At 28.6% G+C, this 24918-nt stretch carries 22 protein-coding genes and 1 tRNA gene; 10 read left to right on the top strand and 13 right to left on the bottom strand.

Annotated elements, in window-relative coordinates; genetic code table 11:
- Positions 1–159: 159 nt before the first annotated feature.
- From MBORA_RS01365 to MBORA_RS01330, 8 genes are all read right to left on the bottom strand, one after another.
- A complete protein-coding gene (locus tag MBORA_RS01365; RefSeq protein ID WP_042693608.1) occupies positions 160–699 on the bottom strand; it encodes an adenylate kinase family protein in 540 nt (179 codons plus the stop codon).
- Positions 700–718: 19 nt separating this feature from the next.
- Positions 719–1813, bottom strand: coding sequence for an OBG GTPase family GTP-binding protein (locus tag MBORA_RS01360; RefSeq protein WP_042693610.1), 1095 nt, complete (start codon positions 1811–1813; stop codon positions 719–721).
- Between the two features lie 60 nt (positions 1814–1873).
- The gene (locus tag MBORA_RS01355) at positions 1874–4567 is read right to left on the bottom strand and encodes an STT3 domain-containing protein (protein ID WP_042693613.1); all 2694 of its coding nucleotides are present in this window, start codon (positions 4565–4567) and stop codon (positions 1874–1876) included.
- A 343-nt stretch (positions 4568–4910) separates the two neighbouring features.
- A complete protein-coding gene (gene topA, locus MBORA_RS01350; protein ID WP_063720121.1) occupies positions 4911–7058 on the bottom strand; it encodes a DNA topoisomerase I in 2148 nt (715 codons plus the stop codon).
- Positions 7059–7766: 708 nt separating this feature from the next.
- On the bottom strand, positions 7767–7997 hold the full coding sequence (locus MBORA_RS01345; RefSeq protein WP_042693615.1) for a DUF1858 domain-containing protein: 231 nt from the start codon (positions 7995–7997) through the stop codon (positions 7767–7769).
- 13 nt (positions 7998–8010) lie between these two features.
- Positions 8011–8697, bottom strand: a complete 687-nt coding sequence (locus MBORA_RS01340) for a DUF2249 domain-containing protein (protein WP_042693617.1) — start codon at positions 8695–8697, stop codon at positions 8011–8013.
- 224 nt (positions 8698–8921) lie between these two features.
- Complete coding sequence (serB, locus tag MBORA_RS01335) at positions 8922–10472, bottom strand: phosphoserine phosphatase SerB (protein ID WP_063720120.1); 1551 nt, start codon at positions 10470–10472, stop codon at positions 8922–8924.
- Positions 10473–10485: 13 nt separating this feature from the next.
- The gene (locus MBORA_RS01330) at positions 10486–11031 is read right to left on the bottom strand and encodes a TATA-box-binding protein (RefSeq protein WP_042693619.1); all 546 of its coding nucleotides are present in this window, start codon (positions 11029–11031) and stop codon (positions 10486–10488) included.
- A 222-nt stretch (positions 11032–11253) separates the two neighbouring features.
- Between MBORA_RS01330 and cyaB the strand changes: the two genes are divergently transcribed.
- Genes cyaB through fen form a run of 5 tightly spaced genes read left to right on the top strand, consistent with a single transcriptional unit; the run spans position 11254 to position 15846 of the window.
- A complete protein-coding gene (cyaB, locus tag MBORA_RS01325; protein WP_042693620.1) occupies positions 11254–11793 on the top strand; it encodes a class IV adenylate cyclase in 540 nt (179 codons plus the stop codon).
- 57 nt (positions 11794–11850) lie between these two features.
- Positions 11851–13011 carry a homocitrate synthase family protein gene (locus tag MBORA_RS01320; protein WP_042693621.1) on the top strand — a complete coding sequence of 387 codons (1161 nt, stop codon included), beginning with the start codon at positions 11851–11853 and terminating at the stop codon, positions 13009–13011.
- A gap of 12 nt (positions 13012–13023) precedes the next feature.
- The gene (gene hacA, locus MBORA_RS01315) at positions 13024–14277 is read left to right on the top strand and encodes a homoaconitase large subunit (protein WP_042693622.1); all 1254 of its coding nucleotides are present in this window, start codon (positions 13024–13026) and stop codon (positions 14275–14277) included.
- A 10-nt stretch (positions 14278–14287) separates the two neighbouring features.
- A complete protein-coding gene (locus MBORA_RS01310; RefSeq protein ID WP_063720119.1) occupies positions 14288–14851 on the top strand; it encodes a chorismate--pyruvate lyase family protein in 564 nt (187 codons plus the stop codon).
- Positions 14852–14862: 11 nt separating this feature from the next.
- Positions 14863–15846: a flap endonuclease-1 gene (gene fen, locus MBORA_RS01305; protein ID WP_042693625.1), complete on the top strand. Its 984-nt coding sequence runs from the start codon at positions 14863–14865 to the stop codon at positions 15844–15846.
- On the opposite strand, the gene MBORA_RS01300 is transcribed toward fen, so the two are convergent.
- Together MBORA_RS01300 and MBORA_RS01295 are read right to left on the bottom strand one after the other, a co-directional pair.
- Entirely contained in the window at positions 15843–16493 is a 651-nt protein-coding gene (locus MBORA_RS01300) for a DUF2119 domain-containing protein (protein WP_042693627.1), read from the bottom strand. The genes fen and MBORA_RS01300 overlap by 4 nt on opposite strands.
- Before the next feature lie 22 nt (positions 16494–16515).
- A complete protein-coding gene (locus tag MBORA_RS01295) occupies positions 16516–17766 on the bottom strand; it encodes an adenosylhomocysteinase (RefSeq protein ID WP_042693629.1) in 1251 nt (416 codons plus the stop codon).
- Between the two features lie 160 nt (positions 17767–17926).
- On the opposite strand from MBORA_RS01295, the gene MBORA_RS01290 reads away from it, so the two are divergent.
- The 5 genes from MBORA_RS01290 to MBORA_RS01270 all read left to right on the top strand — a co-directional run bounded on the left by MBORA_RS01290 (position 17927) and on the right by MBORA_RS01270 (position 23310).
- Positions 17927–18036, top strand: a tRNA-Met gene (locus tag MBORA_RS01290).
- Positions 18037–18153: 117 nt separating this feature from the next.
- A complete protein-coding gene (locus MBORA_RS01285; protein WP_042693630.1) occupies positions 18154–19224 on the top strand; it encodes an aldo/keto reductase in 1071 nt (356 codons plus the stop codon).
- The gene (locus tag MBORA_RS01280) at positions 19225–19980 is read left to right on the top strand and encodes a HesA/MoeB/ThiF family protein (RefSeq protein WP_042693632.1); all 756 of its coding nucleotides are present in this window, start codon (positions 19225–19227) and stop codon (positions 19978–19980) included. It begins immediately after the preceding gene.
- Positions 19981–20234: 254 nt separating this feature from the next.
- Positions 20235–21590, top strand: coding sequence for a type I glutamate--ammonia ligase (gene glnA, locus MBORA_RS01275; protein ID WP_042693634.1), 1356 nt, complete (start codon positions 20235–20237; stop codon positions 21588–21590).
- A 40-nt stretch (positions 21591–21630) separates the two neighbouring features.
- Positions 21631–23310, top strand: a complete 1680-nt coding sequence (locus MBORA_RS01270; protein WP_063720118.1) for a DUF128 domain-containing protein — start codon at positions 21631–21633, stop codon at positions 23308–23310.
- On the opposite strand, the gene MBORA_RS01265 is transcribed toward MBORA_RS01270, so the two are convergent.
- From MBORA_RS01265 to MBORA_RS01255, 3 genes are all read right to left on the bottom strand, one after another.
- Entirely contained in the window at positions 23311–23601 is a 291-nt protein-coding gene (locus MBORA_RS01265) for a DUF2097 domain-containing protein (protein WP_042693636.1), read from the bottom strand.
- A 98-nt stretch (positions 23602–23699) separates the two neighbouring features.
- Positions 23700–23990, bottom strand: coding sequence for a DUF2097 domain-containing protein (locus MBORA_RS01260; protein WP_042693639.1), 291 nt, complete (start codon positions 23988–23990; stop codon positions 23700–23702).
- A gap of 52 nt (positions 23991–24042) precedes the next feature.
- The gene (locus MBORA_RS01255; protein WP_042693641.1) at positions 24043–24918 is read right to left on the bottom strand and encodes a formylmethanofuran dehydrogenase subunit C; all 876 of its coding nucleotides are present in this window, start codon (positions 24916–24918) and stop codon (positions 24043–24045) included.

Below are 24918 nucleotides of genomic sequence, written 5' to 3'. Positions count from 1 at the left end.
TAATATTTCAAATGTAAATAAAATAGAAATAAATATATCATAAAACACCAAAAATAAGAGTTTAAAATAGAAAAAAAATAAACTCGATGTGAAATTTCAACTGTAAATACAGGATTTCAACAAAGTCGTAAAAATTAGCAAAATAGAATGTTAATAAAATTAAGGATTTTTAATCAACCAATCCATAAAATCAATTTGACCAAATAAAAAGTTATTGTTGCCTTCAATAACATCAATTATTATATTAACAGATTCAGAAACACTTAAATTACTAGTGTTAATCTCAGAAACCTTTTTACCATGTAGTTCAAATGCTTCAATACTACAAACACCTAATGCTTCAGCTTCAAGATTTTCCCTTATTTTTGAATCAGAATAATCCCTACTAGATAATCTTCCTTTTAAAATGTCAGGATCCACCCTTAAAACTATCACTTTATCAGGATTAGAAAATAAATGAGATAAATGACTTTCTACAATAATAAAACCTTCTAATTCCAAATTTTGTAAAAAGCTATCAAAAGCTTCAACATCAACTATTTTATAACCCTTTTCAGGATCAATTCCTAAAATTAAGTCATTTTCAATAGCTAATTTTTTAACATCAATAAGTTTAGCATTGAGTTCATCTGAAAGTTTATTAGCTATTGTTGACTTACCAACGCCTGGTGTTCCACTAATAAATACTCTATTAGCCATTTTATCAAAAATAATAGAATTATTTCCTTAGAATAATTCTTAAAATGTCTTCGTCTTCTAATATGTGATCTGGTCCAACTTTTTGACCAGGAAATTTAACCGAAGTCCCCCACACCTTAGCGTGACGAAAATTCTTAACAAATTCACGATGTAATTTTCCACAAGCATCAAGGACTGTAGAACCTTTTTTAATAACTAATGGATCTTCCATGTCTGCTTTTTTACCTTGTGGCTTAAGATACACTCTTACTAAATCTAAATGATCAAAAATAATGTCTTTAAGATTTTCAATATTAATTTTTTTATCTGCAGAAATTGGTATAAATTCTGGAATATAATTTTTAATCTCTTTAATATATGCCTCATCTACCAAATCCACTTTGTTTAATAAAATAATCATTGGAACATATGATTTATTCCTATCAAGTACATCAATAAATTGATCAATAGTTACATCATCTCTAAAAAGTACATCGGCATTATGCATTTCATACTCATTAATAATTGACCTGATTGCTTTTTCATCAAGATGCGAAAGTGGAACAGTTGATGATACTTTTACTCCACCTAATTTTTTTCTATTAACAGTAACATCAGGAGGTGTTTGGTTAGGTCTAATTCCAATATTATTCAATTCTTTTAATATTACATCTAAATGTTGTGGATTTAATGTATCTAACACGACAACAATTAAATCGGCAGTTCTAGCTACAGACAAAATTTCTTTACCTCTACCTTTACCACTGCTTGCACCAGTAATAATACCTGGAATATCGAAAATTTGTATTTTAGCATTTTTATGTTCCATAATTCCTGGAACAATATCTAAAGTAGTAAATTGATAAGCTCCAACTTTACTTTCAGCATTAGTAATTTCATTTAAAAGAGTAGATTTACCAACAGAAGGAAATCCAACAAGAACAACAGTAGCATCACCAGTTTTTTTAATATTAAACCCTTGTCCTTTAGAACCAGAACTACTTCTTTGTAAAGATTCCTCTTTCAATTTTGAAAGTTTTGCTTTAAGTTTACCAATATGATGAGAAGTGGCTTTATTATAAGGCGTCTTTTGAATCTCTTCTTCAATATCTTTAATTTTCTCTTCTATACCCATTAAACCACCAAATTATTAAAAAAAAAGACAGAAGATTAGGAAAAATCCTAATCAAATTATTTATTTGCCAGCGACAGTATTATTAAAGTTTACTTGCCACAACATTACTCCTTCTTCAGTATGGACATTTGTAAATATGTCCTGACCAGCTCCACCTAAAAGATATAATTTAGTAAACATAGAATTGGCTAATTTATTACTGATAAGGATTGGAGTATATTTGTTCTTTTCACCCATTAAGAATAATGTATAATTAGCATCCTTAACATTCCCAACAGATTCGTTTTTCATAAGATATCCATCTTCAACAACAATAAGGTTGGAAATATTTAATGGATTATATACTGTTTTATTAACATATATTTGGCTTCCATTATGGGTGTATACAGCTTCAGTATAAGCAGAAGTTGTATTATTGCCCGTTCCTCTAGTAATAACTGCATTAACAGTCATACCACCATCAACAATCAATGATAATTTACCAGAAGATCCTGATTCAACTTTAACTTGTTCTGTAGGAACATAATAATTATAATTTTCAGAGCTTTGATTTTTAAAGTCCCATGCTCCAAAGTAACTCCACCATCCTGCTTTTTGAAGCATATCTGAACTTGCAACAAATATTACTGGACGTGGTTTGGAAGGATGAGTGTATCCTACAATTTCTTTTGCTTGATCTGTCGATAAATCATATTTATCTATTAAAGTTTTTTGAGCATTTTGCTTTGTCATTGGTAAAATATCAATTAAAATTTTTGTAGTTTTACCAGTGTCCCCAGTATAGTTAATTAATGCATCAACAGCACGCTCACCAGAAGTATCTAACATTCTAAATATACCTGCAGACAATTCTAAATTATCCGTTGTCATGGCTTGACCTAGCCAAAATGCACGGCTACCAGTTTGACTACCTCCATCGAAAGTTACTTGTCTATCAGCAGCAATTTCAAAGAGGTAACCGAAGTCCCACCAAGAAGTTATTACAGTATCATTACTTGTATGTTCATTAATCCATTCCATTGAATTCCACATTGGATCACTTGTTCCAGGAATTACATTTTCTGAAGTGATATATGCTCCACAAATCGATGGAGATACCAATGCTAAAACTAATGCTACAACCACAACATATTTTTTAAATGGAACTTTTGTAGATGCAGAATTTGATTTAATAGCATATATTGCAATTGCCCCAACAACAACAATCACAAGGAATAATAAAATACCATAAGTATTATTGATTTGTGTTAATGGAATAGCAGTTAAAAATCCAGTTAAGAAAACAAGGAACATTAGCCATTTATCACTATCTAATTTATTTTTAATGTAATCAGTAGCATACCCCACAAATATACCAGTCATTAATGCGAATGGCAATACAAGAGTTGTAATAAACCTTGATCCTCTACTTACTGCAAGTATAGTGATGAGTGTCCAAACAAGGAACAATGATGCATATAATACAGTTAATCTTTTTGTATTAATCATCTCATCAACAGAACCAAAATCGTTTAAATCGTTTAAAGATAATTTAAATTTACGTTTATCATCAAGTTTTTTAGCTGAAGATAATCTTTTAGATTTATGTGGTTTTTTATAAGTTAAATCGTCTGATTTTACTTTAACATTTCTAAGTTTAAATGCTCTAGAAATTAATAAATATAAAACAATTAAACCAGTAAATAATATAGTTATACCACCAATACCATTAACTACGCCATTAGTATTAGCTAAAAATGCTGAAATCATTCCTTCACCAAGCATGGCAGGCATTTGCATCTCTGCAACAGAAATAAGTACATTAGGGAATCCACCAACTACAGTAGAAGCTGATTGCAATGAAAGTAATCCCATTACTCTTCCAAATATACCAGTTACCCCACCAACACCTTGGAACAATGCAAGTCCAATAAATCCAATTACACCAATTAAAATAATTGATACTAAATCTTTTTGATGAATAAACCATTGAAACTTGTTTGAATATTCTTGTACATCATCATCACCAATATTAAAGAAGTAGCATGCAATTAAATAAACAATAGAAAATATTCCCATCAAACCAACATAAAATATGTAACCTGTCCAAGATATTGAAAATAGTCCTATTGAAATAATTGAAATTAAGGCAAAAATAACTTTAAGAATAATATTTTTCGCCCTTATACTCTCTACAAAGAAGAATATAAACAATAATGAAAATATGTAGTAAAACATATCTGTATCGAAAAATCCAGGGAATGTGTGTGCAAAGTAGTTTGGAGCTAAAACTATGATTAAAGTTGCCACAATAGCTCCATAATCATTAGTTAATCTTCTTGAAAATATAAATGCTGGAATAACCGCAAGAGATGCAATAATAGCACCAGTCCAGAATGCAATCTCCCTTACAGAATAATCACCTAAATATTGATTCGCCATATCATAGAAAAATGAAGTTACATAAACAATTCCCAGCTCATAGGAAATATTATTCCCATCAGGAGCATACCTATGCATATCCACTTCTTTTCCATCTACTATTTTATCTCCCACGTAACCATGATCAATGTAATCCTCTGTAAGCCTTAAATTATAATATGAATCCATTTCACTAAAATAAGGAAGACCAGAAGCATCATGATAATCTCCTTTAATCTCATTAGGAATTACATTAAGATCGGCTGCAGGAGTTCTTAATGCAAAGACAACTGCTAAAAGTATTAAAACAATTATAACACCCTTAGTTATTGTCATTAATGTTTGTCTATTCATAAAATCCTCTATTTAATTAATTAAATCTAATTGTTTAGTATAAAAACAATTTATCAAAGTTATATTATTATAAATTTTTTAATATTAATATTAAAATAAAAATTATCTTCAAGTTGTCATAACTAAAAGATTATTTCTATTAGATAAAGTATATAATTTTTAACATTATTAAGTATTTTGTATATTAAAAAGTAAACATTTTTATAATAAAAATAAAAGCAAAATATCAATAATCCAACATTAATAAAAAAATCTTAAATAACTAATAAAAAAATTAGTATAAGATTAGTTTAAAATTCAAATTAAATTTAAAAAAAATAATAAAAAAAAGAAAATTAAAAAATTATTTTAATTTACTTTCAAGTTCCTCTAAAGAACATGTAAATCTACATTTTGGAAATCCTTTACAACCTATAAAATCTCCATAACGACCAGAACGCTTAACAAGGTCTTCACCACATTCAGGACATTTACCAACAATTTCAGGAAAATGAGGTTTAGTATTCTCTTTTCCACAATTTGGATCGAGACATGCACGTTGACGAGGTTTTCCAAAAGATATTATTGGTAATCCACACTTTTCACAATTTTTCTTTAAGAAATTAACCCCTTTTGGAATAGAATAAGTAACATTACAGTCAGGATAATTAGAACACCCAACAAAATAACTTTTATTTTTACGTGAATATTTTTTAATTAAATTTCCACCACATTTACATTTACCAACAATATTACTTTCTTGATAAGCTTCATATAGTTTAGAACCAATTTCTTTACTATTTTTTTCTATATCTCCTAAAATAACTTTAACTTCTACTTTTCCTTCAGAAATTACATTTTCTTTAGTATCTTTATCTTGATCTATTCCTTCAAGCTTATTTTCAAATCCTCTAGTTAGTTCTTCACTTGTAATATCATTACAATACTCACTTAAAGTATCAATCATATTTTCTCCAAGTTGATTAACTTCAATTTTAGATCCAGATATGTATTTTCTATCATACAATTTAGCTATAATGTCTGCACGAGTAGCTTTAGTACCAAGTTCTCTTTTTTCAAGCTCTTTAATTAATGACGCTTCATTATATCTTGCAGGAGGTTTAGTTTCCTTTTCTTCTGAAATAATATCCTCAACAGCTATTAAATCTCCTTCATTAATATTAGGGAATTCTTCATCATCAATTTTTTTAAATGGGTAATGATCTAACCAACCGTTATGAGTGACTCTTCTACGTCTGAAATTGAATTTTTCCCCTTCAATATCTACAGTAGTACTCATAGTTTCAAATTTAGCTGCCTCAAAGAATACTGAAATGAATCTATATACAATTAATTCGTAAATCTTTTCCTCATCTTTAGATAAATTTTGAGGTAAAATTCCGGTTGGATGAATCGCAGGATGTGCTGCATCTTGTTTTTTACCTTCATTAGGTTTCAATTTTGATGGTAATTGAGAGATGTGTTTTTTAAAGTTAGAATCGTTGGATAATTGTGAAAAAATTGATTTAAAGTCTAAGCTTTCAGGTAATTTTTGAGAGGAAGTACGTGGATATGAAGTATATCCTGCTGTATAAAGACTTTGAGCTATTACTTGAGTTCTTTTAGGTGAAAAACCAAATACAGCATATGCTTCTGACTGCAATCCACCCAAATTAAATGGAACTGGTGGTTTAGTTACAGAATTAGATAATTTAATTTTATCTACAATAGCATTTTTACCTTTACATTTTTCAAAAATTTCTTCAGCCCGTTTTCTCTCAAAAATTTTTCCTTCAACATGTTCCACCTCAATATTTCCCTCTAAGAGAGCTTTAATAATCCAATAAGGCTCTGGAACAAATTTTTTAATTTCTTTTTCCCTATCCACTAAAATAGATAATGTAGGAGTTTGGACTCTACCTGCAGATAATTTTAAAAATCTATTTTCAGCTGTACTTACAGATTTCATCAAAGCTTTAGAGATGTTAACACCAAAATAAAAGTCTAAAATATGTCTAGCTATACCACTATCTACTTGATGCATATCAATTTCTATTTTATTTTCATAAGCCTCAAGAATATCTTTTTTTGTTAAGGTAGAAAATTTCATTCTTGATGATTTATCTATTGTATCATCACCACATGCATATTTCAATGCATTATATCCTATTAAAGTCCCTTCTATATCATAATCACAAGCATGAATGTATGAATCTGCACCTTTTCCAAATTTTTTAATAGCTTTAACATAATCCTTTGTATATCCTTTAGTTTTATCAATATCGTATAAAGGAGCCCAATGCAAATCAAAAAAAACTTTTTCCCTAGGCTTATCAGGAACTAATGAAAATAAGTGTCCAACAGCCGATAAAACTGTTATATTTTTATCATCTTTTTTTAATTTCCAATATGCAACTTTTTTATTATATTTATACTTCTTAGCCTTTGGTGAAAGTGCTTGTGCAATTTTTTCAGCAGACTTAGGTTTCTCACAAATAATTACTTCATCCATCATACCATACCAAAATTTTTTAAAAAAATTATTGAATTAAATATAATAAGTCATCTTATATAAAAATATTCCTATTAGAAATCACTGCTTGAAATTTAAAGAATTCTCGCTAATTAAATATTTTTAACTATAAACTTATTTTAATAACACTATTTTGTCTGTTTTTATAGTAACTTTTTATGAACAAATAACTTTTCAGATAATATTTAACAAATCTTTAAGAGATTTTTTTAACTCTAATGAATCTTATTAAAGTGGCAAGCTAGATTAACTCTTAAAACTACTGAAAAATAAATAAATTATAATTTGACTCCGTCTAATAATTTATGGTTAAAAAAGATTAAGAGTCAATTAATAAAATTAAAAATATAACTATTTTATGAAGAATTAATCCAAATTGAGATGGGAAAATAATTAAAATAAAAAAAACTTTAATTTTCTATATATTTCGGAATCATTAAGGATTTATATTTCTTTGTTAGAATTAATTGTTAATTTTTATATATTTCCTATTTTTTAAAAACTAATTTTACCAATAAAAATATCCATTAAACTATTAACTAATTAATTTTATAAAAAAATATTTTATTTTTTCAACAGAAAATAATCTAAATAGTATTGTCTAAGAATCATTATGTAAATATTAAATAACCTCTAGAAAAAAGCTTTTAAAACAAAAAAAATAACAAGTATATTTCTACACACTTGTTATTTGCTTTCATGAGAATCAATCAACTCTGTTAACTTTTTGATAATTATATCTGTACTTATTCCAGATTTTTTGCTTATATCATTAACAGTTGCTTTTTTCAACATGACTTTAGCAATTGGAGTTTTTAGCAATTTGAATTTTTTGTGAATCTTTGGGATTTCATCAATAAGAAACGGATATTTTTCTAAAAGATAATCTAATTTTGTTTCTTTTGTGATTTTTTCCATTTCATCATCTCATTTATAGTACTTTCACATCAGGATTTTTATCTGAAAATTTTTCTTTTAAAATTTCACAAATCTTTTCATGTTCCATACCTTTCTCTTCCATATTTTTAATGACTTTGTATGCTTGGAACAATGAGGATGGTCCTATTTCAGAACTAAAATAACCAATTCCTTGATTCCATGCAAATAGTTCAAATACATCATCAAATGCAGCAGAGTCAACTCCATGAATATAAGCTTTAACTAATTCTCTGGTTGCTTGACGCATTCTTCCTGCACCAACAGCATTAGTTAGTGATAAAAGCAATCTTGTTTCATAAGGCAAATATCTTTTTTTATCATTCCAAGTTAAATCCCAAAATTTTACTGCAACATCTCCAAGCTCATTATCTATTATGGGCATGTTAGTAAGAGCAACAGGACGCATAAATATATTCTTTTCTTCATCTTTTACTTCTATACGATAAAAATAGGCATGGAATTCCTGTTCATCCACTTTTTTAGTATAATGTTCAAATCCTAAATCTTCCATTACTTCATATAAAGGAATTGGATCAAAATTCTGTACAATTTCTAAACCTTCTCCTTTTTTAAGTTTCATTGCTTGTTTTTTCAATCCAGGAAAAAAGTTTTTAGCAATTCCTCTTACATCAACTTTTTTAAATTCATCTCTTTTATCTTTCCAATCTTCATAACTCATAAACAATTCACCTTTTTTTATTTAATTATTTATATTCAAAAATTTTTTATTGAATTTTAAATTAAGGTATGCCTAAATTTAATATTTAAATCTTTTGTAACTTATTAAGTAGGAAAAAGTAGTAAAGTTATAAAAATTAATAAACTAAAAAATTAGTAAATAAAAATGTTTTAATAATTGAGCTAAATTTATAAAAAAAGTAATGAGAAGGTTAAATTAATTATTTAACCTATATTATATTTTTGCAAAAGTAAAAGTTCTTCAGTAGATACTTTTCCACCTTCTTTGAACTTTTTAAAGATATCTTCAGCTTTTTGTTTTTCTTCACGATTTTTATTAGATTCAGATGAAGATTTTTTATCTAATTTTTTCTTTTTAGGTCTATTAGAACCTAATTTTTTATTAATAACATGAATATCGCTTAAAATAGCTTTAAATTCTTCATGTTTTGCTGCTGCATTTTGACGTGCTTCAATGAACTTTTTATGAGCTTCATCAGCAGCAGTTCTAATATCATCAGTTTTTCTGAAGTATTTTAACATTTCTTCATGTGCAGTTTGTGCTTTTTCAGAAAATTCAATAACTTTTTCATGTTCTTTTTCAGATTCTTTTTTAAGTTTTTGAGCTTCATCTTTAGCAGATTTGTCTTCGTGAATTTCCATTAACTGTTTTCTTAAATCATTAGCATTTTTAACTAACTGATTTTCTTTTTTAATATCTAAAACGCGAGTTTCAATAATTTTATCAATTTTTTTGATTTCATTTTCTAATTTAATTTTATCGCGTTTACCGGAAGTCCATTCAATATTTTTAATTTTATCATTAACACTATTACGTGCTTTTTTAGCTGCTTCAACAGCTTTGTTAATTTCATTACGTTCATTTCTGAACTCAATAGCTTTGTTTAAGTTTTCTTTTAATGATGCATTTAATTCATCACGAATTTTACGTTGTTCCTTAGCTATTTTATTGAATTCTTCTCTTTCATCAGCAATTTTGGAGATTTCAGCTTCTTTTTCATCTTTTTGTCTTCTTACACCAGCTATGGTGTCTGCAAGTACAAAATTAGATTCAGGAAGTCCAGAATTAGACTTTTTGTCTTCAGTTTTTTCTTTTTCAACAGTTACTATGTCTTTTTCAGTGGTTAATTGATTAAGAATTTCATCTAAGACTTTAGTTAAGTCTTTTTCATCTACTACAATATCAGCAATTTCTTTTACAGAATCTTTTGCATTAAATGCAATTCCGTACCCAGCTGATTCAATCATGGAAATGTCATTTGCGCCATCTCCAACAGCAACTACTTCATCTAAAGTAATTCCTGCATCTTCAACATAATCTTTTAAAATATCAAGTTTAGAACCAGATACTAAAGGACCAGTCACTTCACCAGTTAATTTTCCATCTTCAACTGTGAAACTATTAGTATAAACTTTTTCAATACCAAGTTTATTTTTAACCTTTTCAGCTACTACATCAAAACTACCACTAATGATAGCTACATCTAAATTTTCTTCTTTTAAACGTGCTATAGTTTCAGCAACCCCATTCATTAATGGAAGTTCATCAGCAACTTTTTGAATTTCATCAATAGAAATTCCTTCAAGAAGCTTAACTCTTTGGTTAATAGAAGTTTCAAAGTCAATTTCACCTTGCATAGCTTTTTCAGTAATTTCAGCTATGTCCTCTTCAACATTTGCTAATTTCCCTATCTCATCGATTGCTTCTCCATCTATAATAACGTTATCTAAATCAAATACTACAAGTTTAATCAATAATACCACCAAATTATATTAAATCTAGCTCACTTAATCTATCGTAAGCTCTTTCGACACCAAGTTTAGCATCACTACGGGTTTTAGCTCCAGTACAAACAACCTTACCAGAGCCAAATAATAATAAAACAACTTTAGGATCAGATAATCTGTATACTAAACCAGGAAATTGTTCTGGTTCGTATTCTGTGTCCTCAAGTTCTAAAGCTACAGCTTCTAAATTTAATGTGGACTCCAAGTTAGCAGATGCCACAATATTTTGAATTTTAATTTCAAATTCATGAGGAATTTTGGTGTCAATAGTCCTCATTAAGTCTACAGTTTTTTTGATTGCTAATTTTGAATCATCAATAGACTTTGCTCCAGTACAAACAAGCTTACCAGAGCTAAAAATTAATGCTGCGGTTTTAGGATCTTTAAGTTTGAATACTAATCCTGGAAACTGTTCACGATTAAAATTAACCCCTTCCAAAGCTTCAGACACTTCAGTTAAAACAATATCTTTGCCTATGCTTGCAGAAGCAACAATGTTTTCAATTTTAATTTCAACATCGGTCAATTTAAAACCTCCAATTAAGTTATTAAAAGTAGTAAGTAAAATTTAAGAAAACAAAAATATCAACTAAATTTTTACTAATAAATAATATTATTTAAATACTATATAAAGTTATGTTTATTTATATATATCAAATTTTAAAAAATTAATATTTAAAATTTTTAAATGAAAAGAATAAATTTTTTAAAGTTATAAGTTAGTAACTAAAGTTTTAAGAGGATTAAAATGATAGAAGTTGAAGTAAAAGCTAAAATTGATAATTTTCAAGATATTGAAGATAAATTGAATAAAATCGGTGCAAATAAAAGTAAAAAAGAATTTCAAGAAGACATATATTTTAATAGTCCAATTGTAGATTTTATTAAAACAGATGAAGCATTAAGAATAAGAACAACAAAAGAAAATAATAACAAAAACACGTTCATAACATACAAAGGACCTAAAATTGATAAATCAAGTAAAACCCGAAAAGAAATTGAAATAGCTATTGAAGATAGTAAAAAATGTAGTGAAATATTTAAAGAAATAGGATTCATAGCAGTAAGAACTGTTAAAAAAAACAGACAATATTATAATTATGAAAATTTTGAAATAAGTTTAGATGATATCGAAGGACTTGATCCCTATATGGAAATTGAAATATCTCTTGAAGATGATAGTGATTATAATGAAGCTCAAAATAGTATTTTTAAGTTATTTGAAAAATTAGGAATAACTGATGGTTTTGAGAGAACTTCATATTTAGAACTTTTAGAAAACTTATAATATAATAACAACAATTAATTATAATTATATTAAATTCATTTTAAAGAAGTGAGATTATTGCAATATTATACAAGTCATTATAATAAAGAAACTGAATTAAATTTTCCAGATGACATTACAATATACGACACCACATTAAGAGATGGAGAACAAACCCCTGGTGTCTGTTTTAGTCTTGAAGAGAAATTAAAAATAGCTAGAAAACTAGATCAATTTAAAATTGATCAAATAGAAGCAGGTTTTCCAATTGTTTCAACAAAAGAAAGAGAATCTGTAAAAGCAATAGCTAGTGAAGGATTAGATGCAGAAATTCTTGCATTAACTAGAACAAAAACTGAAGACATTGATGCTGCACTTGATTGTGATGCAGATGGGATTATTACATTTATTGGAACTTCAGACATTCATTTAGACCATAAAATGCACATAGGCAGACAAGATGCAATGAATTTAAGTCAAAAAGCCATTGATTATGCTAAAGACCATGGATTGTTTGTTGCTTTTTCTGCAGAAGATGCTACAAGAACTGATATTGATTTTTTAAAAAGAATTTACTCACAAGCTGAAGAATGTAAAGCTGATAGAGTCCATATTGCTGATACTACTGGAGCTATTACCCCACAGGGAATCGAATTTCTAGTTAAAGAACTTGTAAACAATTTAAATATTGACATTGCACTTCACTGCCATAATGATTTTGGATTAGCTGTTATAAATTCTATTACAGGTATTTTAGCAGGTGCAAATGGAATTTCAACAACAGTTAATGGAATTGGTGAGAGAGCTGGAAATGCATCTCTTGAAGAGTTAATAATGGCTTTAAAGATATTGTATGGAAAAGATTTAGGATTTAAAACCAAATATATAAAAGAATTATCTGATATTGTCTGTGAAGCTAGTGGACTTGATGTTCCTTATAACAAACCAGTTGTTGGAAATAATGTATTTAGACATGAATCTGGAATTCATGTTGATGCCGTTATAGAAGAACCATTATGTTATGAACCATACTTACCTGAATTAGTAGGTCAAAAAAGACAATTAGTTCTAGGTAAACATTCTGGATGCAGAGCAGTTAAAGCTAAATTAAATGAATGCGAATTAGATGTTAGTGATGATACCCTTATAAAAATTGTTAAAAAAGTAAAACAAACAAGAGAAGAAGGAAAATACATTAACGATGAAGTCTTTAAAAAGATTGTTAAAAGTTGTAAATAATTAGGTGTTAATTTGAACATTACTGAAAAGATTTTATCCTCAAAAACAAATCATGAAGTTTCACCAGGAGAAATTATTGAAATTCCTGTTGATTTAGCTATGTCTCATGATGGAACATCCCCCCCAACTATTAAAACATTTGAAAAAATAGCAACAAAAGTATGGAATCCAAATAAAATCGTTCTTGTTTTTGATCATAATATCCCTGCAAATACGATTGGTTCAGCAGAGTTTCAAAAAGTTTGTAGGAATTTTATAAAACAACAAAATATTACCCATAATTACATTCATGGAGAAGGAATTTGCCATCAAGTGCTTCCTGAAAAAGGATTAGTGGAACCTGGAAAAGTTATTGTTGGAGCAGACTCACATACTTGTACATATGGTGCATTTGGTGCATTTTCAACTGGAATGGGAGCAACTGACTTAGCTATGGTATGGGCTACTGGAAAAACATGGTTTATGGTTCCTGAATCAATCAAAATGGAAATAAGTGGAGAATTGAACCCTTACATTGCTCCAAAAGATATTATTTTAAATATAATAGGAAAAGTGGGAATAGCTGGAGCAACTTATAAAACTGCAGAATTTTGTGGTGAAACAATCGATAAAATGGGTGTAGAAGGAAGAGCCACAATGTGTAATATGGCTATCGAAATGGGAGCTAAAAATGGAATAATGGAACCTAATCGTGAAGTCATTGATTACATTATTAAAAATACTGGTAAAAAAGAAAGTGAACTAAATATTTTAAAATCTGATAAAGATGCCGAATACTTAAAAGAAATGCATTTTGAAATAGGAGATATAGAACCTCAAATAGCTTGTCCTAATGATGTTGATAATGTAAAAAACATTTCTAAGGTTGAAGGCATTAGTATTGATCAATGTTTAGTTGGTTCTTGTACAAATGGGAGATTATCTGATTTAGCTGATGCAGCTGAAATATTAGAAGGAAATAAAATAAACAATGATGTTAGATTATTAATACTCCCAGCATCTGTTGAAATTTATAAAGAAGCCTTAAATGCTGGTTATATTGAAACATTCATTGATTCTGGAGCCATTATTTGTAATCCAGGATGTGGTCCTTGTCTTGGAGGACACATGGGTGTTTTATCAGAAGAAGAAGTTTGTATATCTACAACTAATAGAAACTTTAAGGGTAGAATGGGTGATCCAAAATCTTCAGTATACCTTGCTAATTCAAAGGTTGTAGCTGCATCAGCAATTGAAGGTGTTATTACAAATCCAAAGGATTTATAAGTGATATAATATGACATTTAGAAAAAACGATGCCAACAAAAGACTCATTGAAAAAATAGATGAACTTGAAAATAGCTATACTAAAAACTTTTCAAATACTCAAAAAATTCTTTTAACAACAGATGGATCTATTACTGCTATTTTAGATGTATTATACGGTAAAATTACGTTATCTACCTTAGAGCAACATTTTGAGGATGCAGATGAATATCATGCAAATTTATTAAATTGTAACATTGGAGATAAAATCAATTATAGGGAAGTTATAATGCATAAAGGTGATATGCCTTTAATATATGCTATATCTCATATTCCATTATCTAGATTAAGTGATGAAGTCTGTGCTGATTTAGTAAGAGCAGATATACCTATTGGAAGAATTTTAAAAAATTATAATTATGAATCTAGACGTGAGATTAATAACATATACATTGAAAAGCCTAATGAAAAATTAAAAAAATTATTCAACACAGATGAAGATATGTTAACTCGAGACTATGTTATTATTCACAATGGGGAAATTTTAATGTGGATTAAAGAAATATTTCCAGTTAGCCACTTTACAAATATTTAAAATGTGATAAAATGGGTGTTAAACTAAAAGACATAATTAAAGCAGAATCAATTAATTTTAAAGATTTAGAAGGAAGAACAGTTTCTATTGATGCATTCAATACTCTTTATCAATTTTTATCAACAATTAGGCAACAAGATGGGCGACCATTAACTGATGAAAATGGAAATATTACCTCCCATTTAAGTGGAATATTATATAGAAATTCTTCAATGATTGAAAAAGGCATTAAACCCATTTATGTCTTTGATGGAACACCAACTGATTTAAAACGTGAAACAATAGCTAAAAGAAGAGAAATTAGAGATGAATCTGAGAAGATTTATAAAGAAGCATTAGCTAGAAATGACACTAAAACTGCCAGTAAATATGCAAAAAGATCATCAAAATTGTCTCCCGATATTATTGAATCATCTAAAAAATTATTAACTCTCATGGGAATACCATATATTGAAGCTAAAGGGGAAGGAGAAGCTCAAGCAGCTTATTTGGTTTCAAAAGGAGATGCATGGGCTGTGGCATCGCAAGACTATGATTGTCTTTTATTTGGAGCTAAAAGAGTAATTAGAAATTTAGCCGTTAATTCTAATTTAGGAAATTTAGAATATTATGAATTGAAAAAAGTACTATCCTCACTAAACATTACTCAAGAAGAGCTTATTGATATGGGAATTTTAATTGGAACAGATTTTTGTGAAGGTCTAAAAGGTGTTGGTGCTAAAACTGCACTAAAATTAGCTAAAAATAATCAATTAAAAGAAAAAATAGCCGAACTTCAAAAAGAAACAACACATGATTTAAAAGAAGTTCATGACATCTTCTTAAACCATGAAGTTAATACAGATTATAAAATAAAATTCGAAAAAGTAAAACAAGACAAACTTATTGAATTTTTATGTTATGAACATGGATTTTCACAAGATCGAGTAATTAAAGCATCAGATAAACTTAAAAATTTAAGTTCAAATCAAGGGAGTTTAGATGCTTGGTTTTAATAAGGAGGAAAATCCTCACCAAAGACTTTTTTTGCATATTCAATAGCTAAATTAGCTTGAAGAGCATATCTTTTCATCATTTCTTTTTCAAAATACTCTCTTGAAGGAGATTTTAAGATTAATTTTAATAAATTCTCATAAGATTCAATAGATAATTTCTTATTAAATCCAAATTCTTTAATCACATCGTTGTCTAATTTTTCAATGCATGGAAATTCCAAAGTTTTACAAACTGTATCGGTTGAAAAATATGTTAATCTAATTAATGGTGAAACAGATGAAATTAAAACATGATTTTCCAATTTAATCAAAGGTGGAACTCCAAATTTCCTATATCTTTCCATTGAAATTAAATTATCATAATTTTTTAAGTTATAACAATGAAGTTCTGTGTAAAAATCAGGATCAAAATAATTAATTAACTCTAAAATCTTTGAACCTATTTCAGATTCATAATATTCCTGTTTAATTGTTGAAACATACTTTGATTTATCAAAATTATAAAAATAAAATTGACCATTAGACAAATCTTTGGTTTTAATTCTTTTTAAAAATTTTATTGAAGTTTTACCTTCATTTCCATGAAGCCCCCCAATAAATAACTTAATTGGGCCTTCACCATTATCAATGTATCTAAAATAAGACATTAAAATCTAAAAAAGAGGGAATTCATGTTCCTTCTTGCCAATTTGACATGTATTCTTTTTGCCTATCAGTCAATGTATCAATTTCAATACCCATAGCCTTAAGTTTTAAACTAGCTACATTATAATCAATTTCATCAGGAGCTTTTATAACTCCAACAGGCAAATCATTATTAAGAATAAACTTTGCAGATAATGCTTGAACAGCAAAACTCATATCCATAATTTCAGCAGGATGACCTTGGCCTCTAGCTGCTGATAAATTAACTAATCTACCATCAGCAAGTAAATAGATTTTTTTACCATCTTTTAATGTAAATTCTTCAATACTTTCTCTAACTTCTTTTACAGAAGTTGATTGTGCTTCTAAATCTGGCCTATTAATTTCCACATTAAAATGGCCTGCATTAGCTAGCATACAACCATCTTTCATATATTTAAAGTCATCACCATTGATAATATCAGCATTTCCAGTAACAGTAATTATTAAATCAGCTTCTTTTACAGCTTGTCTTATAGTCATTACTCTGTAACCATCCATTCTTGCTTCAAGAGCCCTTATTGGATCAACTTCAGTTACAATAACATTTGCCCCCAATCCAGCAGCTCGAAGTGCTAATCCTCTTCCACACCAACCATAACCACAGATTACAACACTTTTGCCTGCAATTATCATATTTGTAGTTCCCATAATTGCATCAAAACTAGATTGACCAGTTCCATATCTATTATCAAATAAATATTTAGTATATGCATCATTAACCGCTACAACTGGGAATTTTAAAGCTCCATCCTTGTGCATTGATTCTAATCTATGAACTCCAGTGGTTGTTTCTTCACAAGCCCCCATTATGTGTTTTAAAACATCGGTTCGTTCATTGTGAAGAACCATAATCATGTCAGCTCCGTCATCAATAATTATATCTGGCTTATGATCAAGCACCATATTAATGGTTTGATAATATTCTTCATCATCTTGCTCCCTCCAACCATAAATGTTCAAACCTAAATCAACTCCTCCAGCTACTGCATCATCATGAGTAGATAACGGATTACAACCAGTCATAGCTACTTCAGCACCCCCTGCTTGTAATGTTAAACCTAAATTAATAGTTTTAGGTTCTAAGTGTAAACAAGACCCAATAGTAAGACCTTTAAATGGTTGAGTTTCTTCATATTCTTTTTTGATGTGTTCTAAAACAGGCATGTGTTTTTGAACCCATTCAATTTTTCTTACTCCTTCACCTGCAAGAGACATATCTTTAACTTTGCTCATAATATCTCCTATTAAATTTAGTAAAATATTATATCTTATTAAACATTTTTAAATATAATGTTTTAGTTTGAAAAAAAATATTTATGATTAAAATCAGTAAAAAACGCCTAAAAGCAAAAAATATAAATGTAATAAAGAATTAATATAATAGTTGTCTGATGCCGGGGTGGCTCAGCTGGTTAGAGCGCACGGCTCATAGGGTAATAAAGCAGTGCTCTAGCTTATTTCTGGGATACCGTGAGGCCGCGGGTTCGAATCCCGCTCCCGGCATAATATATCCCAGAATAATATATAAACTATTTTTTTAGAAAAAAGTTTTCCCAAACATTATAAATTAATATAAATACATAAGATATTTTATATAAATAATTTTCATGAGAGGATTAAATGTTATATAGAAAATTGGGAAAAACAAATGAAAATATTTCTATTCTGGGTTTAGGAAATGAAATTCCAATAAATGAAAGTGAAAATATATTTAAATATGCTATTGACAATGGGGTTAATTTTATAGAAACTTCTAATAATAGCCAAATTGGAGAATTCTTAAAGGAAAATGATTATAGAGATGAAATTTTAATTCAAGCCAAACTTGATTCAAAAAACTTTAAAAATGATTTAAACGAAAAACTTAGAAAACTCAATACTGATTATATTGATATTTATCAAATAAGATTAACTGGTCCTGATTTTAATGAATTAAAAGAATTAAATCTCTTAGACTTTTTAGATAATATTTTATCCAATGGTACTGTAAAACATTTAGGATTTGAAGCTTATATGGAAATGGATTATTTAGTGGAAATCTTAGATGATTATCCTAAATTTGAAATTGTTACAAGCCAAATGAGTTATATTGATGAGCATTATAGAGCAGGTACTCAAGGACTTGAACATTTAAAAAACTTAAACCTAGGAAGTATTGTTAAAAATCCTTTAAGAAATAACTGTTTAATTGAAAATATTCCAATAGAAATTAAAGAATTATTTGACTATTCAGATATTAAACGAACTCCTCTCGAATGGGCACTTCAATATATCTGGAATAGAGATGATGTTCATTGCCTTATAAATAACATTAAAAGTTTGGAAAATCTAAAAGAACATATAGAAGTTGCTTCAAGAAGTTATGTTAATTCATTTAGTGAAAATGATTGTGAAATCATTAGAGCCGTAGCAATAGAATATTGGCAACATAAAGGAAACATGTGTGATATTTGTAATCACTGTTTACCTTGTCCTCAAGGAGTTAATATTCCGTATTGTTTTAGAGAATACAATGTGGCAAAAATGTTAAACAATCCCCAAGCTAGTGCTAAATATTATTTTGAATTGCTTGAAGATGGAACAAGAGCAGATAGTTGTACAATGTGTGAGGAATGTGAACATTTATGCCCTCAAATGATAAATATTGCTGAAGAACTCCAAAAAGTTAATGAATGCTTTGAAGGTGATTAAATGCCAACAAGATATATTGGTGATGGATACTGGGAAATTGCAAGTCGTCAAATGAGTATTGTAAGCAGAAGTGAGCAAGAAAGATTTAAAAATGGAAAAATTACAGTTATTGGTTGTGGTGGAATTGGTGGGCAGACAATTGAAATGTTAGCAAGAATGGGAATTGGTGAGCTTGTTCTTATTGATGAAGACATATTTGACATATCTAACCTCAATCGACAATCATTATCTAGTTTAAATAATATTGGTCTTGAAAAAAGTGTTGTTGCAAAAGAAAAAGTTAGGTTAATCAATCCTTATGTTAAAGTAACTAATTATACAGAACACATCAGTGATGAAAACATCAATGAAATTATCAATGACTCAGATATTGTAATTGATGCTCTTGATAATGTTTTAACAAGAGTAATCGCCTCAAGAACAGCTAAAGAAAAAGAAATCCCCTATATACATGGAGCATTACATGGAACATTAGGTCAAGTTACCGTATTTATGCCAGAAAATAAAATTACTTATGAAAAAATGTTTAACTTAGCATCTGATGGTAAACAATTAACAGATGATATTTTAAAATCTTTAAATGAACTAACATCCAAAGTACCACCGGTTATCGGACCTACAGCCAATATACTTGGATGTTTAGAAGCATTTGAAGCTTTTAAATTTTTAACAGGGATTGGAAAACTTACGATTGCACCTAAAATGTTAAGTTTCGATTTATTAGATTTATCTTCCTTTAAGTTACAAGAGATTTAAACAATAAATCAATTTTTTACCTATTTATGAACCATAATTAAACAAATATTTATTAATTTTTTAAAATTATAGATTATATTTAATCAAAAAAGATTAACCATAAACATTATTATACTAGAAACAATAAAAAAATAGCTATCATTCTAATTTTCAAAAGTTTTATATATATTAGTCAAGAATATACTAGTCATATAGGAAGATACATTCCGACTATTTTCGAACTCAATATTATGAAAATATTGGAGTAGGATTTGATGAACAAAATAGAGAAAGAAAAAATGCAAAGAGTAATCGAACAAATGAAAGAGGATAATATTAAATTTATCCGTTTACAATTTGTCGACATTAATGGAAGTGTAAAAAATATTGTAATTCCATTTAAAGAAAGTGATATGGAAGACTTATTCGTTGAAGGAATGTTATTTGATGGATCTTCAATTGAAGGATTTGTTGGAATTAATGAAAGTGATTTGGTATTAAAACCAGATATTAATACTTACTCCAGATTATCATGGAGACCTGAAGAATCAGCTGTATGCAGATTTATTTGTGATGTATGGACTCCCGAACATGAACCATTTGTTGGAGACCCAAGAAGCGTTTTAAAAAAATCATTAGCTAAATTAGCTAAAAAAGGACTACAATATAATATTGGTCCAGAGCCAGAATTTTTTATTGTAGATATTGATGAGGAAGGATATCCCTTACCCTATGATGAAGCAGGTTATTTTGATGTAGAACCTCTCGATAAAGGACCAGATTTTAGAAGAGAATTAACTTTAAATTTAGAAGAACTTGATTTTGAAGTTGAAGCTTCTCACCACGAAGTAGCTCCAGGTCAAAATGAAATAGCGTTTAAATTCAAAGAGGCATTAAAAACTGCTGATGCAGTAATCACATTTAAACAAGCTATTAAAGCTATAGTAGACAATATGGCTACTTTTGATCAAATGGACTATAGAGTAACATTTATGCCAAAACCATTCTTTGGAGTAAATGGTAGTGGTATGCATTGTCACCAATCTGTGTTTAAAGGAGATAAAAACTTATTTTCAGATCCAAATAGTGAAAATGGATTATCAAAAGATGCAATTTACTTTATGGGAGGATTACTTGCACATGCTCCAGCTATAACTGCAATTACAAATCCAATTGTAAATTCATATAAACGTTTAGTGCCTGGTTATGAAGCTCCAGTATACAGAGCATATGGTCTTAAAAACAGATCAGCATTAATTAGAGTTCCAGCTGCTCGTGGAAAAGCTACTCGTATTGAATATAGAGCACCCGATCCAGCATGTAATCCTTATTTAGCATTTGCTGTAATGTTAGAAGCGGGTGTTGATGGTATTGTTAATAAAATCGATCCAGGCGACCCTACCGAGATTAACATTTATCAATTAAGTGAAGAAGAAAGAGAAGCAATGGGTATTAAAGTTTTACCATCAAGTTTATGGGAAGCTTATCATGCTCTTGAAGAAGACCCACTCATATTAAATGCATTAGGTAGTCATGTTAGTGAAAAATTCTTGGAACTCAAATACAAAGAATGGGATGAATATCGTGTTCAAGTATTTGGATACGAACAAAAAAAATATTTAGATATTTAAACTAAATATTATTTTTTATTAGCTTAATGGAGCTTAATTCATGTCAGAATCAGATGACAGAATGATGGAAATTTTAAGAATTCTAAATGAACAAGAAGATCCAACTGGTTCTAAAATAATAGCTGATAAATTAAAAAATAAAGGTTTTAACTTAGGTGAACGTGCTGTACGTTACCATATGAAAATCTTAGATGAAAAAGGATATACTAAACGAATAGGCTATTCTGGAAGACGAATCACAGAACTCGGAAAAGAAAAATTAGATAAAGGATTAGTCTATGAACAAGTTGATTTTGTAAACTCCAAAATTAAAGAAATGATTTATTTAACTAATTTTAGCTATATGAATCAAAAGGGAAATGTGGTAATAAATACTGCAACGATTTATGATGAAGAAGCTATTAATATAATGAAATATATTTCTGATAATGGCCTTTCTGTTAGTCACTATTTTCATTTAAATGAAATTAAAAATGAAGATGAAATCGAAATTCAAACAATTTGTGGAACAACAATTGATGGAATTTTATTAAATGAAAAAATTCCCTCACAACCACTTTATGGTGGACTTCTTAAAATTAAAGATTATCACCCAGACAAATTCACGGAATTGATTTCATATAAAAAAACGTCAATAACACCACTTGAAGCATTTATAACACCTGGAATGACTTCTATTTTAGATATTATAGATAATGGAAATGGGTACATACCAGCTAATTTTAGACTTATTCCAAGCATTAGTCGAAAAAAAGCTATAAACATCTTTGAAAACCTTAAAAAAATAGGAATAAGTGGAATTATTGAAATTTCAGAAGATGGGGAAGACACATTAGGAATTCCAGTTCCTCAAGGCATGGTGGGAATAGTTATTGTTGGTGGAATAACCCCTTTTTGTGCAATACAAGAATCAAATCACCAAATAGATATAAAAAAAGCTGAAGAAATTCAAAATTTCGAAAAATTATCTCCTTTATCAATGCAAACTAAGAAAATATTAAAAAATTGCAATAAAAACCAAACAAAAGTCCCATCTTTACTTTCAAAATCTTGGAATTTAATCCAACAAGTAAATTTTGATGTTAAAACCAAAAAAGGAGATATAATATCCAATGTTTCATATATTAAAAAAGACCAAATAGACTCTGCTCTTTCAATTATGAAAGAAACTTATAATAATAATCTAGAATATGTTAATCCCTATTATAAAATTATAAAACACCCCCATGATGATGATAAAATAGGAATAGCTACAATATGTAGTCTAAGTATTGATGGATTATTAATTAATAATGGAATAATGAGTACTCCCCAATATGGAGGGTTATTAGAACTAAATGAACATCCATTATTCATAGATTTAATTTCTTATAATAGTACATCTATTGATCCACACAAAATTTTTTTAGCTAAAAATATGACATCAATTACTGAAAATACAAGTACTAAAAAAATATTAGCTAGTTTAAAAGAAATACCCTATGTATCAAGAGATAAAGCCATTTATTACATTGATATTCTAGAAAAAATAGGATTTTCAATTTATAAAATCGGAAAACCGCGAGAATTAATTTATAATGCAAAAGTAGATAAATACAATTTTGGTGTTGTAACTGGAAGTGGACTTAACTTAATATGCTCAATTAAAGAAAAAGGAATAAATATTGATGTAAAAGCTATTGAAAAATTAATGCCTTTCGAAAAAATGGATAAGCTGTAATTAAATTACAGTTACCTCCACTTCTTCCCCATTCAAGGGCGTATGTACAAATTCAATTAAATCCTCTTGTATTTCGTATACATCAATTTCAATGGTTGGATTAATTGAATCAGCATCAAGAGATATTAACATTTTAAATCCTGTTTTTCCAAAATATTCAGAAAAATCCATGTTTAAAACTTCTCCTTCAGCAAAAATCCTATTATAAGAAATTTCGAGATTATCATGAATTTTTACCTCTTTTTTTAAATAATCTACAGCTTCTTTAGTTGTTAATTTTAATTTTTTCATAAAACTCAACTCCTTGTAGATACTTATGTTTTACTTAATATAAAACTTTGTTTGTAAAACATCGAACAATATGAAAAATAAAAAATAAAAATAAATAGCTATAAAACTTCGATGATGATTTCTTCATCATCATGAACATGTCTCATTTCTAGTAAATCATCAGCTATTGTATCCAAATCTATTTCAACAGCTTGATTTAAAATTTCACCAGTCAATTGTAAATTAACTCTAAGTCCTTCCCCAGTTATTTCATCTTCTTCAACAATACCTAGAACTTCACCAGGAGCAAAAATACGATTATATGAAATTTCTAAAATATCAGCAACTTTAACATTATTTCTAACATATTCAATTGTATCCTCTATAGACATCTGAATCTCTTTTACCATAATATCAACTACAACTAAATAGTTATAAAAAAGAAAAAAAGAATTAAAGGAATTATAAATTCCTATATTCTCTAATTGAAGTATATTCGTCGTCTAATTCTCCATATTCTGTTAATTTTTCTTTATTAGCTTCAGCATCTAAAAATAGAGAACCTTTACCATTTAAACCAATGTCTCCAGTATATTTAATAAATTTACCTTCGAATACAACCCCTTCAACTACAGGATCAACGACAATACCATCAAGCACAAATCCTTCGAGTAATCTACCAAGGAAACCGTGAATGATAATGTTTCCGTTTTTCATTTGACCACCAGGCCAACGATTTACATCACCTTCAATTTCAATAATACCTTTGGTCATGTGAATACCAGCTAAGATATCACAATTACCCATAACATGAATTCTTCCACCAGTTAAACATTCTCCACATTGTTTTCCAGCATTACCACGAACAAGGATTTGACCACCAGTCATGCCTCTCCATTCACCAATGTAAGAAGCTCCTGTGAATTCTTTAGTATCACCTTCAATTTCAAGGTATCCACCACTCATTTCTCTTCCTGCATGAGCTGCTGCATTACCTTTAACAAGGATAGATCCACCACTCATTTCAGCACCTACGTGAAGATCCACGCTACTGTTACAAATAATTTCACCATCACTCATTTTACAACCGATGTATTTTACTCTGTTTAAATCTCCGTTAAGGATCATTTTAACATCTGCAGGTCCATCAGCTTCACCTTCAACTGTTATTTTGAAGAAATCAGTAATTGGAAATCTAGAATTTCCAATTGGTACTTGATATTTAGCAAAATCTGCTTCAGTCCAAGAATAAATTTCATCTGGAATTACTTCATCAAATTCTAATGCAATTGAAGAAGTTTTTATTTGATCAAAAGTTATTGTTTTCAAATTGAACAC

This window comes from Methanobrevibacter oralis, assembly GCF_001639275.1.
Taxonomy (GTDB): Archaea; Methanobacteriota; Methanobacteria; order Methanobacteriales; family Methanobacteriaceae; genus Methanocatella; species Methanocatella oralis.
This window is presented reverse-complemented; position numbering and strand designations above follow the sequence as displayed.